Origin of the sequence: Bradyrhizobium huanghuaihaiense (assembly GCF_025200885.1) — a bacterium.
Lineage (GTDB): Bacteria > Pseudomonadota > Alphaproteobacteria > Rhizobiales > Xanthobacteraceae > Bradyrhizobium > Bradyrhizobium huanghuaihaiense.
Window position 1 is genome coordinate 2,321,775 of the sequence record NZ_CP104172.1, and the last position, 13,478, is coordinate 2,335,252.

Sequence of the window (13,478 nt, forward strand, 5' to 3'; positions counted from 1 at the left end):
CATGGGCAATGTGATCGGCATCGGCGCCGCACCGAAGCGGAAGGAGGACCAGCGCTTCCTCACCGGCCGCGGCAATTATGTCTCCGACATCAAGCGTCCGGGCATGACGGCCGGTGTGTTCGTGCGCTCGCCACATGGCCACGCGGTGCTCCGCGGCATCGACAAGAGCGCGGCGCTGGCCTCGCCCGGCGTCATCGCGGTGCTGACCGGCGACGATGTCGCCGACGACGGACTGGGCTCGCTGCCCTGCGGCTGGGGCATCACCGACGCCAAGGGCGTGCCGATGAAGGAGCCGCCATTCCCGATGCTGGCGCAGGACAAGGTGCGCTTCGTCGGCGACATGGTCGCCTTCGTCATCGCAGAAACGCCGGAGCAGGCGAATGCGGGTGCCGAGCTTCTGAAGATCGACTACGAGGTGCTGTCCTCCGTGGTCGGTGTGCTCGAAGCTGTCAGGCCCGATGCGCCGCGACTGTTCGACGACGTGCCGAACAACATCTGCTGCGACTGGGAGCTCGGCGACAAGGCCGCGGTCGAAACTGCCTTCAAGAAGGCGGCGCATGTTGCGAAGCTCAGCCTCGTCAACAACCGCCTGATCGGCAACCCCATGGAGCCGCGCGCGGCGATCGCCGAATACGAGCCGGGCACGGATCGCTTCACGCTGTGGACCACCAGCCAGTTCCCGCATGTCGTGCGCTTCCTGATGGGCGCGCTGGTGCTGAACATTCCTCAGCACAAGCTGCGCGTGGTCGCGCCCGATGTCGGCGGCGGGTTCGGCGTCAAGCAGTTCCATTACGGCGAGGAGGCCGTGATCACCTGGGCGGCCAAGCGGGTGATGCGGCCGGTGAAATGGGTCGCGAGCCGCTCGGAGGGCTACGTCTCCGATCGCCACGGCCGCGACCACGTCACCGAGGCCGAGCTCGCGCTCGACGAGACCGGGAAATTCCTCGCCTTCCGCGTCAACACGCTCGCCAATATGGGCGGCTATCTCTCGACCTTCGGGCCGAACATCCCGACCAATCTCTATGGTCCCTTGCTCGGCGGCGTCTACACCACGCCCGCGATCTACTGCAATGTGAAGGTGGTCTTCACCAACACCGTGCCGGTCGATGCCTATCGCGGCGCGGGCCGGCCCGAGGCGACCTTCGTGCTGGAGCGCATCGTCGATGTCGCAGCCAGCGAGATGGGGATCGACCGCGTCGAGCTCCGCCGCCGCAACATGATCCCGAAGGAAGCCTATCCGTACCAGACGCCGGTGCTGGTGCAGTACGATTCCGGCGACCCCATGGGCTGTCTCGACGGCGCGCTGGTCGCCGCCGATGTCAAGAATTTCGGTGTGCGCAAGGCGGCATCCGCGAGCAAGGGCAAATTCCGCGGGCTCGGCTACTCCACCTATGTCGAGGCCTGCGGCCTTGCGCCGTCGCGCTTTGCGGGACGGTTAGGGGCGCGCGGCGGCCTCTACGAGAGCGCCACGGTGCGCGTGCATCCGACCGGCCAGGTCACGGTCATGATCGGCACGCACAATCACGGCCAGGGCCACGAGACCACCTTCGCGCAGATCGTCTCGGACAAGCTGGGGGTCGCCTTCGAGAATGTCGACATCGTCTTTGGCGACACCGACCGCGTGCAGTTCGGCATGGGCACGTACGGCTCGCGCTCGCTGGTCGTCGGCGGCGCCGCGCTGTCGAAGGCGACCGACAAGGTGATCGTCAAGGGCAAGAAGATCGCCGCGCATCTGCTCGAAGCGTCCGAAGCCGACATCCAGTTCGAGGCCGGAAAATTTTCCGTCGCGGGCACGGACCGCATCAAGACCTTCGAGGAGATCGCGGGCGCCGCCTACGTGCCGCACGATTATCCGCTCGAAGTGCTGGAGCCGGGGCTGGAGGAGCAGGCCTATTACGATCCCGTCAACTTCACCTATCCCGGTGGCTGCCATATCGCCGAGGTCGAGGTCGATCCCGAGACCGGAACGGTGACGCTGGTCAACTACACCGCGGTCGACGACGTCGGCACGGTCATCAACCCGATGATCGTCGAGGGCCAGCTGCATGGCGGCATCGTGCAGGGCGTCGGCCAGGCGCTGTTCGAGAACGCAGTCTATGACGAAGGCTCCGGCCAGCTGCTGTCGGGCTCGCTGATGGACTACTGCATGCCGCGCGCCGACCATCTGCCGATGATGAAGGTCGCGACGCATTCGACGCTGTGCACGCACACGCCGATGGGTGTGAAGGGGTGCGGCGAGGTCGGCACCATCGGTTCGCCCGCCGCCGTCATCAACGCGGTGGTCGATGCGCTCTCGCATCTCGGCGTCACCCATGTCGACATGCCGGCGACACCGAACCGGATCTGGCGCCTGTTGCAGAATGCGTCGCTGCCGGTCGCGGCGGAATAGGGAGGACAACAATGAAACCGTTTGCCTATCATCAGCCGGGCCAGATTCCCGATGCGGCCAAGCTCCTGACCTCGATCGAGGACAGCAAGCTCGTTGCCGGCGGCATGACGCTGATCCCGACGCTGAAGCAGCGGCTGGCGAGCCCCGTCGCGCTGGTCGATCTGTCGAAGCTCGGAAGCCTCAAGGGCGTCGCAGATGAGGGCGCCACCATCACCATTGGCGCGATGACGCCGCATGCAGTGGTGGCGGCCTCAAAACTGGTGCAGACGAAAATCCCCGGGCTGGCCGCGCTGGCCTCGATGATCGGCGATCCCGCCGTGCGCAGCCGCGGCACCATCGGCGGCTCCGTCGCCAACAACGATCCGGCGGCCGACTATCCTGCCGGCGTGCTCGGTCTCGGCGCGACCATCATCACCAGCACACGTGAGATCGTGGCCGACAAGTTCTTCCTCGGCCTGTTCGAGACCGCGCTTGAACCGGGCGAGATCATCACCGCGATCCGCTTCCCGGTGCCGCTCAAGGCAGGCTACGCAAAGTTCAAGGCGCCGGCCTCGCGCTATGCGCTGGTCGGCGTGTTCGTCGCGAAATTCGCCGATGGGGTTCGCGTCGCCGTCACCGGCGCGGGGCCAGGCGTGTTCCGCGTGCCGCCAATGGAGGCGGCGCTGTCGGGCAATTTCGATGCCTCCGCGATCGCGGCGATCAAGATCGATACCGACGGCCTCACCTCCGATATCCATGCCGAAGCCGATTACCGTGCGCATCTCGTCACGGTGATGGCCAAGCGCGCCGTCGACGCGGCGCTCAGCTAGCTCTTTAGGGTTGATGATGACTGATGGTTCCGGCCGAGCGGCCTTCCCGCCGGCGCCGACTGGCCTTGGCGCGCTCTCTGCAACCGAGATCATGGCCGGCTACCGGCGCAAGGCGTTCACTCCGCGCGATGTCGTCGACGACACCATCGCCGCGCTTCAGGCGACGAACGAAGCCTGCAATGCGGTCGTGACGCCGATGTACGAGCAGGCGAGGGCGGAGGCGGATCGTCTCACCAGGGAGATGCGTGCTGGCGAGGCCAAGGGTCGGCTTGCCGGCGTGCCTGTCACGATCAAGGATCTCGTCTTCGTCGCGGGCGTGCCCGCTTATGCCGGCTCGCCGATGAACAAGGCGTTCGTGCCAGACGTCGATGCCGCCGTGGTCTCGGCCCTGAAGGCATCAGGCGCGATCATCACCTGCAAGACCACCACCTGCGAGTCCGGCTACAAGCTGACGGCGGACAGCCCGGTCACGGGAACGACGCGGAATCCCTGGAACCCTGATCGCACCAGCGGCGGCTCGAGCGGCGGCGCGGCAGCCGGCGTTGCCGCCGGCTGCGGGCCGATCGCGATCGGCACCGATGGCGTCGGCTCGATCCGCGTGCCCTCGTCCTTCTGTGGCGTGTTCGGGCTCAAGCCGACCTTTGGCCTGGTGCCGCGCTCGCCGGGCTTCTCGCCGCCGTCATGGGCCTCGCTCGCCCATACCGGGCCGATCACGCGTACCGTCGCAGACGCCGCACTGACGCTGGAGATCATCGCGGGTTACGATCTGCGCGATCCCGCCAGCCTGCCGGTGGCGCCGCGCCGCTTCGATACCAACGCCGCGTCATTGAACGGCATCCGCATCGGCGCCAGCGCGGATCTCGGCTATGCCGCAGTCAGTCCCGACGTGCGCGCCGCGTTCAACAAGGCGCTTGCCATTCTCGATTCCTGCGGCGCACAGGTGACCATGGATGGTCCGGGCCTCGACCCCGGCATTTTGGAGCATACGCTGAAGCCGATTGCTTTCACCGAACAGGCGGCGGCTGTCGCGAGCAAGACCACGGCCGATCTCGCAAGCTCTGAAGCCGATTATCGCGACGTCGTCAGCGCCGGCCGTCACTACAGCGGCACGGACTATGTCGAAGCCGGTTATCGCCGCGGCCAGGCGCGCAATGCGTTCCTGAAGTTGTTCGAGCGTGTCGATGCGCTGGTGACCCCGACGGTCGCGGTGACCGCGTTCGAGGCCGGGCAGATCGGCGTCGGCAAGATCGACGGCCGCGAGGTCGATCCGCATCTCGGCTGGTCGCCCTTCACCTGGCCGATCAATCTCGCCGGTCTTCCGGCCGCGACGCTGCCCTGCGGCTTCGACCGCGACGGCATGCCGATCGGCCTGCAGATCGTCGCGCCCTGGCTCGACGAGCCCACGATCTTCCGCATCGCCGCAGCGTTCGAAGCGGCGCAGCCCTGGGCGAAGTTCTGGCCGTCGATGGCGCTGAGCGAGCAAGGGCGAGTGCGGGCAAAAGCGTAGTGGGCCGGAACCGGACGGCCTCGTCCCCGCGGCTCGAAAATTTTTAGAGCGCCCCCTTGAAATCGATATCGGTTTTTCTAAGTCATTTTTCGCCGCGAGAGCGGTGTGCCGGACGCCAGATCGGGTCCGGCGCGGGCGCCGGACTGGTCGTCGGACCTGTCTGATCCCTGTCCTGCGCTCCTTCGTATCCATCTTGCTCTCAGGAGGACTTGGTTATGAGGACCAGTTTCGACTTCGCGCCCCTGTGGCGCTCCACCATCGGCTTCGATCATCTGGCTGACCTCGTCGACAGCACGTTGCGCCAGGCGACCGAGGACAACTATCCCCCCTACAATATCGAGCGTTCCGGCGAGGACCACTACCGCATCAGCCTTGCGGTGGCGGGCTTTGGCGCCAGCGACATCTCGGTGACGGCCGAGCAGAACGCGCTCACCATCGAGGGCCGGAAGCCCGAGACGGCTGCGCACGAATATCTGTACCAAGGCATCGCCGCGCGTCCGTTCCGGCGCGTGTTCAATCTCGCCGACTATGTCCAGGTGAAGCAGGCCTCGTTCCAGGACGGGCTGCTGATCATCGACCTGGTCCGCGAGGTCCCGGAAGCCATGAAGCCGCGCCGGATCGCGATCACGAACGGCGCTCCTGCGGCATCGCAGATCGAGCAGAAGAAGGCGGCCTGAGCGCTCGATCGATCCAATGGCGGAACGCGGCGCGCGAATGCGCGGGCCGCGCTCCCGATGCATGAAGGAGGCAATCATGGGTTTTCGTGATCTCATTCCCTGGTCGAGAAACCAGGATCTTGCGCCGGCGCGCGAGAATTTCGATCCGTTCCTGACGCTTCACCGCGAGATGAACCGTCTGTTCGACGACGTCTTCCGCGGTTTCGGCGGGACCAGCCGGTCGCCGCTGATGGAAGGCCGTTTCGGCTGGCCGAAGGTCGAACTCAGCGAGACAGACAAAACGCTTACCGTTTCGGCGGAGCTTCCCGGCCTGACGGAGAAGGACGTCCAGGTCGAGGTCGCCAATGGCGTCCTGACCGTCCGCGGCGAGAAGAAGGCGGAGCGCAACGGCGAAGGCAGGTACTTCACCGAGTGCTATTACGGCGCCTTCGAGCGGCAGATCCCGCTGGAGGGAGTCGAGGAGGACAAGGCCGAGGCGTCGTTCACCAACGGCGTCCTGACCGTGTCGCTGCCGAAATCCGAGAAGGCGCGCGAAGGCGTCAAGCGCATCGCGATCAACACGCATTAGCGCCGAGCGGCGGCGGCGATTGTCGCCGCCGTCCCATCGTCAACAAACCCGTCCCTTGGAAAGGAGCATGAGGGGAGGTACCACCATGAGCAATGTGAATAGCAATGCCGGCACTCTCAATCCGCTGTTTCATCCCGCGGCCCACTACGACTCGCCTGCCGACGTCCTGAATGCGACAGAACTCTCTCCACCGGAGAAGCGGATCATTCTGTCGTCCTGGGCGTCCGACATGTACGCAGTCGAGTCCTGTCCAGCCTTGCGCGAGATCCCCGGCATGAGCCACACGGTTCGGCTCGCCGATATCCTGGCCGCCCTGCGCAAGCTCGACGGCGACAATGACAATGACGACCCGCCGCGCGGTGGCGGCGTCCCGATGCGGCTGCGGCGGCCCTGGGCCGCCGCGGAGGAGCGAGACGCATGACTGATCGTCAAGCCGCGAGGAATATGGCTCAAGCAGCGCGGTAGTCCAGCTCGCCTTGCAAGTCCTTGATCAGCCGCCGCTCGCGCTCGATGCGCTGGCGGTAGAGTTCGCGCTCGTGCTCGGTCTTGGCGCTTGCAAGGAGCAGTTCGTAGTGACCGATCACCTTTTCGCTGCCTCGAATGAGCAGCTCCCGGTAGCCGTTCATTGCGTCGCCCTCATCTCGGCCGGCGTATTCGCGCCGCCGAAGGAAACCGGGAAGGTCGCCGCGGTCAGGCTTTCAAGCGCGCTGCGTTCTTCCGCGAGACGTCTCTCGATGAACTGACGCTCAAGCTCCGACAGCTTGGTCTTCAGAAGACGCAGGTAGCGGTGGATGTTGTTACGGTGTGCACGAATGCGGGCCAAGTTCTCATCGAGCATCGTCGTCTCTCCAGACGGTCGCGTTAGGTCCTTTGATTTTTGAGGGTGAGAAAGAGCTTTCTCGGTGCAAAAAATATGCAGCCGGAATTCCGTGTCAAGAGGATTGCGGTGCGTCGCCGAACATCTGCTGTCGCAGGAGCTGCGACAGCTCGATCGGTGCGCCGCGGGTCAAATGGCGCTTCTTGCGCAGGTCGCTGACGAAGAGTCTTGCGAGCGTCTACGCAGCAGATTCTATATTCACCAAAACTTCTCCGGCGATGATTTCGGGATCCCCAAGATCAAGGTCATGCAAGCTTGCTTGAATGAATCCCATCACCTTGGCGTTCGCCGCATTCGCGCTTTCGCGGTCCTCAAATATCGTCACGGCGACACCAACGCCTTCGCCCCCATCCAACACATAATATGACTTGAAGCCGGGCGACTCCCTCAGGATCTGACCGACGCCGCTTTTGGCGCGGCGGGCAGCATCCGCGACCGAACGAACCTTGGTGTACTTTCGAATGAGTATGAACATCAGGCCACCCTTGCGTCTCGGTTCCTGCTTACGCATCAAAGCATACCGGGCCGGTGCTGGACTAGGGCGTACTTATGAATTGGATCAAAAACGGAGGTCAAAGCAGACGCCGAGCAATGTCCGACCTGCCGCGTGATCGACGGACGCAGTTGAGCTTCGAGGTTTTTTTGACCACCTCTGCGATACACTTCAGGAAAGCTCAATCGGCGCACCGCGGCCGCTGAGCTCTTCGTCGAGGCGCAGATAGTGCGCGAGGTAGTCGTGCAAGGCGGTCGCGGCCTTCGAGGTCGCGCCGCTGGATTTATAAAGGAGCAGCTCGATCTTCGGCAGCGGCGGCAGTCCTTCGTTGGGGCCGATCTCGCGCATTGCCGGCACAAGTGCGCTGCGGCCGAGCACGGTGACCGCCATGCCGGCGAACGCCGCGGCCTGGAGGCCGCCGACGCTTTCGCTGACGCAGGCGATACGCCAGCGCAAATTCGCGCGCTCCAAGGTGTCGATGGCGTAGTCGCGATAGATGTTGCCGGGCGGCAAGAGCGCCAGCGGGATCGGGCGCTCCTGGTGCGCGGCGGATTGCTCGCCGGTCATCCACACCAGTTGCTCGCGCCGAACCACTTGGCCGCCGGTGAAATCGTTCATGCGGGTGACGAGCGCGATGTCGACGTCGCCGCGCTTGACGAGGCCGACCAGCGGTGTCGACAGCGCGCAGTTGAGCTCGACCTGCACCCGCGGAAATGACTTTCGAAACACACTGAGGATCTGCGGCAGCATGAACGCCGCATAGAGGTCGGGCGTGCCGAGCACGACCTGGCCCTCGATTTCCTGTGACGCAAGCTGCGAGATCAGCTCGTCATGCAACCTCAGGATGGATTTTGCGTAGGTCAGGACCGTGGTGCCGTCGTCGGTCAGCGTCAGCCTGCGGCCGCCATGCTCGAACAATTGCTTGCCGGTCAGCTCCTCCAGCCGCTGCAATTGCAGCGTGATCGCCGGCTGGGTGCGGCCAAGCCGTCGCGCGGTCTCGGTGATGCTGCCGGTCTCGACCACCGAGATCAGCGAGCGGAGCATGCGGATGTCGAGGCTGATGAGGTTCATGTGGCATCCATGTCGCCCAGAATTTATGCAAGTTCCATGCTAGCAGATTTGCGCGGGGCGCCCCGGGGCGCAGGGTCGCCGAAGCGGCCGGTCTCATCAATAAGACGATGCCACGTCCGTCCAGCGTTGCTGGCATACTGAATATCGGTTATCAGCCGGATCGGCGCGCAAGAACGCCGCTCAACGAGGCCATGAGGGAGCAAAAACATGAAAAAGACCACGCGCCGGGACCTGCTTGCGACCGCCGCCGCCGTGACCGCAGCTTCCATCGCCGATAGCGCGCCGGCCGCCGCGCAGGCCGCCCCCAAGCCTATCTTCCCGGTGCCAATGGTCGCGATCCCCATCGTCGGCGAGACGCAGGTGTTTCAGGTCCGCCGCATCTACTGTATCGGACGCAACTATGCTGCGCACGCGATCGAGCGCGGTTCGGACCCGAACCGCGAGCCGCCGTTCTTCTTCCAGAAGCCGACGGACGCGATCCAGAACGTTGCGATCGGCGAGGTTGCCGACCATCCCTATCCCTCGCTGACCAAGAATTATCATCACGAGGTCGAGCTGGTCGCTGCGCTGAAATCCGGTGGCACCAACATCCCGGTCGATAAGGCGCTCGACCATGTCTATGGCTACGCGCTCGGCCTCGACATGACCCGGCGCGATCTCCAGAACGGCATGGCCGCGGAGAAGAAGCCCTGGGAGATCGGCAAAAGCTTCGACCACGCCGCGGTGATCGGTCCGATCCACCCGGCCAGCAAGACCGGCCATTTCGAGAAGGGCGCCATTTCGCTCGCGATCAACGGGACGGTGAAGCAGAGCTCGGATCTCAGCAAGATGATCTGGAGCGTCGCCGAGCAGATCGCAAAGCTGTCGGAAGCGTTCGAGCTCAAGGCCGGCGACATCATCTATTCCGGCACGCCGGAGAATGTCGGGCCTGTGGTGAAGGGCGACGTGCTGCTGTGCAAGCTGGAGGGCTTGCCCGACATGTCGATCAAGATCGTCTGATTGTCTTCGCCTCTTCCCGCGCTTGTCCGCCGAAGCTTTAGCGAAGGCGGATGCGGGGAGAGGCGCTTTGCACTCGACGGCAACGGGACTACTAGCGACAAGGTCGCGCCGTAGTTGCGCCGATCGGCTTCTGTCGAGCTATGCCCTCGAATTGCCGGAGTTCCATCGGCGATTGCCCCGTGTTGGGCAACGGACAAACGTCCTGTGGCCATATTTGAGTAAGAGTGATCTCCCCTTGAGGGAGGCGCTCCGATGAAGAAAGCTCTGATCACTGCCGTCGTTCTGTTAGCTGGCGTGCCTGCGGGCGCTGCCGCACAGGAGCGTGCTGGTGCTGCAGCAATCGGAGCCGTGTCAGGCGCCGTGGTGCTGGGGCCGATCGGTGCCGTCGCCGGCGCGGTGGTCGGTTATACCGCCGGACCTGCGATCGCCCGGTCATGGGGCGCGAGAGATTCGCGCTCGGCACGACATCGCCAGCCGCCGCGTCGCGAGGCCAATCGCGCAGCCGGCGCTCCGCCGCGCACGCGCCAGGCGATGAACGCCAACGGTCAGATCAGAGCCGCCAGCAATCCGCCGGTTGAAGCCGCGCCGGTGGCGCAGCCTGTTGAGGCCGCTCCTGCCGTGCCGGCGGAGACTTCGCAGCCGCCCGTTCAGGGATTCGAATAAGGCCTCGGCCTCAGGCCGCAGAGGTCTTCGGCCGCAGCCGGTCGACCGTCCGCGCGATCAGCGCGGCCACCTCCGGCACCTTCGGACCGATGCGAAACTCCGGCCCGGCCACGACGACCGACAGTCTGCGATCGCCGATCGGCAGCGGGATCGCGGCGCCGGCGAGATCGCGGCTGTAGTCCGCAAAACTCTGGCAATAGCCCCGCGAGATGGAGTTGCGCAGCTCGGTCTCCACCGCCTCGATGCTGATCGGCGTCGACGGCCCGTACTGCTTGAACTCGATCTTGCGATAGACCGAGTCGCGCTCGTCCTGCGAATATTGCAGCAGCAGCGCGCGGCCGCTTGCGGTGGCGTGGATCGGCACACGATGGCCGATGGTCGCGAAATAGCGGATCGCCGCCTTGGACTCGACGACATCGATGAACACCGCCATCACGCCGGCCGGCGCCACGATGGATGCGGTTTCGCCGGTTTCCGCCGAGAGATCGGAGATCAGCTGATGCGTCCAGGGCGGCAGCGGCTCGACCTCCGAGATCATCCGCGCCATCGCCAGCCACCGCGGCGTCGGATAGAATCCGGCGCGCGGCCGCGGCTCATAGAGATAGCCCTTCTCCGACAGCGTCGCGAGCAGGTTGAAGGTCGACGAGCGCGGCCAGCCGAAATGATCGGCGATCTCGGCAAGCGTCGCCGGCTTCTTCACTTGCGCGAAGAATTCCATGATCTCCAGGACATTTGCAGCTTGACGAACGATCATGACGAGGCTTGCGTTCCGATCTAGGGCTGGCCGAGGATTTTTTGCGCGGCGCGAAGATGCGGCTTGTCGATCATCTGGCCGTCGAGCCGCAGCGTGCCGGAATTGGGATTGCTCGCGAATGCGGCGATGACCTTTTCCGCCCAGGTGCGCTCGGCGTCCGTCGGCGCGAACGCCGCATTGACGACATCGACATGCTTGGGGTGGATCAGTGCCTTCGCCGAAAAACCGTCGCGCCTCGCCGCGCGTGTTTCGGCTTCGAGGCCCGCGAGATTGTCGATGTCGGTATAGACCGTGTCGATCGGCGCGACCTCGGCTGCGGCCGCCGCCATCAGGCAGAGATCGCGCGCGAGGCGGTAGGGGCTGTGGAACACGCCGCCACTCGCTTTCTCGGTGGCGCCGAGCGAGGCGGAGAGATCCTCCGCTCCCCACATCAGGCCGGCGAGGCGAGGCGAGCAGCCCTTGTAGCTGCCGAGCCCGAAGATCGAGCTTGCCGTTTCCGTCGCCACGCAGACGATGCGTGTCGTGCCGATCGCAATGCCGGCTGCTGCTTCCAGAGCTTCGAGCCAGGTCGCGACCTGCCGCACATCATCGCCGCCCTGCGATTTCGGCAATACGATGCCGTCGGGCTTGCCCGGGATCACCGCGGCGAGGTCGGCGAGCGTCATGCCGGTGTCGAGCGCATTGACGCGGACATAGAGCTGATGCGGGCGGGGACGGCTCTTCAGCATCGCCAGTGTCAGCCCGCGCGCCTCCGGCTTCTTCTCGGTGACGACGGAGTCCTCGAGGTCGATGATCAGCGCATCGGCCTTGCCTTCGCTCGCCTTCTCGAATTTGCGCGGGGAATCGCCCGGCACGAACAGCATCGAACGCATCAGACCGGCCTCTTGTGCATCATCGCCATCCGGCGGCATTTTCCGACGATCTCGTCGTTCTGGTTCAAGGCGTGGTGCTCGAACTCGACGATGCCCGCTTTCGGGCGCGATTTGGATTCCCTCAACGAAAGCACCTTCGTCGTCGCCCGCAAGGTGTCGCCATGGAAGACCGGCTTCGGAAAGGTCACGTCGGTCATGCCGAGATTGGCGACGGTTGTGCCCATGGTGGTATCATAGACCGTCATGCCGATCATGATGCCGAGGGTGTAAAGGCTGTTGAAAATGCGCTGGCCGAACTCGGTCTTTTCGGCGAAATGCGCGTCGATGTGCAGCGGCTGCGGGTTGAGCGTCAGCAGGCTGAACATGGTGTTGTCCATTTCCGTGACGGTCCGGGTCAGCGGATGCCTGAACTCCTGGCCCACGGAAAAGTCTTCGAAATAAAGCCCGGCCATCGCGGTTTCCTCCCTGTGTCAGCGATTTTGGCCCGCGCTGCGATTTAAGGCGGCGCGGCCAGATGAACTGCCTTTTGCTCTGCGAGCCGTTCGATCTCCTCAGCGGAGAAACCGGCCTCGCACAAGATGTCGCTGCCGTGCTGGCCGAGCGTCGGTGCGGGGCCGCCGGCTTCCGGCTGGGTCACGCTCCAGGTCGAGGGCACGCGCATCTGGCGGATGCGGCCTTCCACGGGGTGATCGACGGTCCTGAAGAAACCGGTCGCCTTGAGGTGCGGGTCGTCCAAAATCGTCTCCAGCGTATGCATCGGCATCACCGGAATGTCGGCGCGCTCCAGCAGCTCGCGCCACTCTGCGGCGGTACGCGTCGCGAAGATGTGGCCGATCTCCTCGTAGATCTCGTCGATATGCTTGGTGCGCGCGGCGTGGTTGGCAAAGCGCGGCTGATCGAGGAAATGCGGCTGGCCGATCGCCTCGAAGAAGCTGCGCCAGTGCTTGTCGTTGTAGATGAGGACGCAGAGATATCCGTCGCTGGTCTTGTAGGGGCGGCGGTAGCGCGACAGCAGGCGGGCGTAGCCGCCATGGTCGAGCGGCGGATCGTAGGTGAGTCCGCCTAAGTGATCGACCAGCACGAACTCCGCCATGGATTCGAACATCGGCACGTCGATGCGCTGGCCCTCGCCGGTGCGCTGCTGGTGCATCAGCCCGCCCATGATCGCATTCACCATCATCAACCCGACGATGCGATCGGCGATGGTGACGGGGACATAGCGCGGCGTGCCGTCGCCGGCGGCAGCTAACAGCGTCGGAATGGTCGCCGCGCCCTGAATCAGGTCGTCGTAGGCGGGTTTTGCAGCGTAAGGGCCTGACTGGCCGTAGCCGAAGGCGCCGACATAGACGAGGGCGGGATTGATCGCGGCAACCGTCTCGTAGTCGAGGCCGAGCCGCGCCATCGCCTGCGGGCGCACATTGTAGACCAGCGCGTTGGCACGCTTGGCCAGCCGCAGCAGCGTGTCGCGACCTTCCGTCTTCTTGAGGTCGAGCACGATGCTCCGCTTGCCGCGATTGGCATTGTGGAACATCCCGCCCATGCCGGGCGTGCGGCCGGGGCCGATCTGGCGAACGATGTCGCCCTCGGGACTTTCGACCTTGATGACGTCGGCGCCCATGTCCGCCAGCACCTGGGTGCCGTAGGGGCCCATCAGCACCGAGGTCAGGTCGAGAACGGTGAAGCCGGCGAGCGGTCCCATGGGCCCTCTTGGGATGAATTCATATCCGTGGAGTTAGAGTTCATAAAAGTTCAGTGTCAATTCGACGTCGTCAGCCAGACGCGCATGGCCCCATGCATAG

At 64.6% G+C, this 13,478-nt stretch carries 16 protein-coding genes; 8 read left to right on the forward strand and 8 right to left on the reverse strand.

Annotation, left to right across the window (positions count from 1 at the left end; all coding sequences use genetic code 11):
- Position 1 precedes the first annotated feature (1 nt).
- From N2603_RS11005 to N2603_RS11030, 6 genes are all read left to right on the forward strand, one after another.
- Positions 2–2,389: a xanthine dehydrogenase family protein molybdopterin-binding subunit gene (locus N2603_RS11005; RefSeq protein WP_260388740.1), complete on the forward strand. Its 2,388-nt coding sequence runs from the start codon at positions 2–4 to the stop codon at positions 2,387–2,389.
- 11 nt (positions 2,390–2,400) lie between these two features.
- Positions 2,401–3,198: an FAD binding domain-containing protein gene (locus N2603_RS11010; RefSeq protein ID WP_260388741.1), complete on the forward strand. Its 798-nt coding sequence runs from the start codon at positions 2,401–2,403 to the stop codon at positions 3,196–3,198.
- 16 nt (positions 3,199–3,214) lie between these two features.
- On the forward strand, positions 3,215–4,705 hold the full coding sequence (locus N2603_RS11015; RefSeq protein ID WP_260388742.1) for an amidase: 1,491 nt from the start codon (positions 3,215–3,217) through the stop codon (positions 4,703–4,705).
- Positions 4,706–4,920: 215 nt separating this feature from the next.
- Positions 4,921–5,382, forward strand: a complete 462-nt coding sequence (locus N2603_RS11020) for an Hsp20 family protein (protein ID WP_018641164.1) — start codon at positions 4,921–4,923, stop codon at positions 5,380–5,382.
- Positions 5,383–5,458: 76 nt separating this feature from the next.
- The gene (locus tag N2603_RS11025) at positions 5,459–5,950 is read left to right on the forward strand and encodes an Hsp20/alpha crystallin family protein (RefSeq protein WP_260388743.1); all 492 of its coding nucleotides are present in this window, start codon (positions 5,459–5,461) and stop codon (positions 5,948–5,950) included.
- Positions 5,951–6,035: 85 nt separating this feature from the next.
- Positions 6,036–6,371: a hypothetical protein gene (locus tag N2603_RS11030; RefSeq protein WP_018641162.1), complete on the forward strand. Its 336-nt coding sequence runs from the start codon at positions 6,036–6,038 to the stop codon at positions 6,369–6,371.
- Between the two features lie 28 nt (positions 6,372–6,399).
- Here N2603_RS11030 and N2603_RS11035 read toward each other — a convergent pair whose 3' ends face one another.
- The 4 genes from N2603_RS11035 to N2603_RS11050 all read right to left on the reverse strand — a co-directional run bounded on the left by N2603_RS11035 (position 6,400) and on the right by N2603_RS11050 (position 8,391).
- Positions 6,400–6,576: a hypothetical protein gene (locus N2603_RS11035; protein WP_211404936.1), complete on the reverse strand. Its 177-nt coding sequence runs from the start codon at positions 6,574–6,576 to the stop codon at positions 6,400–6,402.
- Positions 6,573–6,788 (reverse strand): DUF4349 domain-containing protein, encoded by a 216-nt coding sequence (locus N2603_RS11040; RefSeq protein ID WP_260388744.1) that lies wholly within the window; start codon positions 6,786–6,788, stop codon positions 6,573–6,575. The genes N2603_RS11035 and N2603_RS11040 overlap by 4 nt, the downstream gene beginning before the upstream one ends.
- 217 nt (positions 6,789–7,005) lie before the next feature.
- The gene (locus N2603_RS11045; protein WP_260388745.1) at positions 7,006–7,338 is read right to left on the reverse strand and encodes a hypothetical protein; all 333 of its coding nucleotides are present in this window, start codon (positions 7,336–7,338) and stop codon (positions 7,006–7,008) included.
- 153 nt (positions 7,339–7,491) lie between these two features.
- Positions 7,492–8,391: a LysR substrate-binding domain-containing protein gene (locus tag N2603_RS11050; protein WP_018641158.1), complete on the reverse strand. Its 900-nt coding sequence runs from the start codon at positions 8,389–8,391 to the stop codon at positions 7,492–7,494.
- A gap of 207 nt (positions 8,392–8,598) precedes the next feature.
- Here N2603_RS11050 and N2603_RS11055 point away from each other — a divergent pair, with 207 nt between their 5' ends.
- Together N2603_RS11055 and N2603_RS11060 are read left to right on the forward strand one after the other, a co-directional pair.
- A complete protein-coding gene (locus tag N2603_RS11055; protein WP_260388746.1) occupies positions 8,599–9,390 on the forward strand; it encodes a fumarylacetoacetate hydrolase family protein in 792 nt (263 codons plus the stop codon).
- 252 nt (positions 9,391–9,642) lie between these two features.
- Positions 9,643–10,053 carry a hypothetical protein gene (locus N2603_RS11060; protein WP_260388747.1) on the forward strand — a complete coding sequence of 137 codons (411 nt, stop codon included), beginning with the start codon at positions 9,643–9,645 and terminating at the stop codon, positions 10,051–10,053.
- A gap of 10 nt (positions 10,054–10,063) precedes the next feature.
- Here N2603_RS11060 and N2603_RS11065 read toward each other — a convergent pair whose 3' ends face one another.
- Genes N2603_RS11065 through N2603_RS11080 form a run of 4 tightly spaced genes read right to left on the reverse strand, consistent with a single transcriptional unit; the run spans position 10,064 to position 13,378 of the window.
- Positions 10,064–10,807: an IclR family transcriptional regulator gene (locus N2603_RS11065; protein WP_260388748.1), complete on the reverse strand. Its 744-nt coding sequence runs from the start codon at positions 10,805–10,807 to the stop codon at positions 10,064–10,066.
- Positions 10,808–10,827: 20 nt separating this feature from the next.
- A complete protein-coding gene (locus N2603_RS11070; protein WP_260388749.1) occupies positions 10,828–11,679 on the reverse strand; it encodes an HpcH/HpaI aldolase/citrate lyase family protein in 852 nt (283 codons plus the stop codon).
- Positions 11,679–12,131, reverse strand: a complete 453-nt coding sequence (locus N2603_RS11075) for a MaoC family dehydratase (RefSeq protein WP_011089535.1) — start codon at positions 12,129–12,131, stop codon at positions 11,679–11,681. The genes N2603_RS11070 and N2603_RS11075 overlap by 1 nt, the downstream gene beginning before the upstream one ends.
- A 44-nt stretch (positions 12,132–12,175) precedes the next feature.
- Positions 12,176–13,378 (reverse strand): CaiB/BaiF CoA transferase family protein, encoded by a 1,203-nt coding sequence (locus tag N2603_RS11080; RefSeq protein ID WP_260388750.1) that lies wholly within the window; start codon positions 13,376–13,378, stop codon positions 12,176–12,178.
- Between the last annotated feature and the right edge of the window lie 100 nt (positions 13,379–13,478).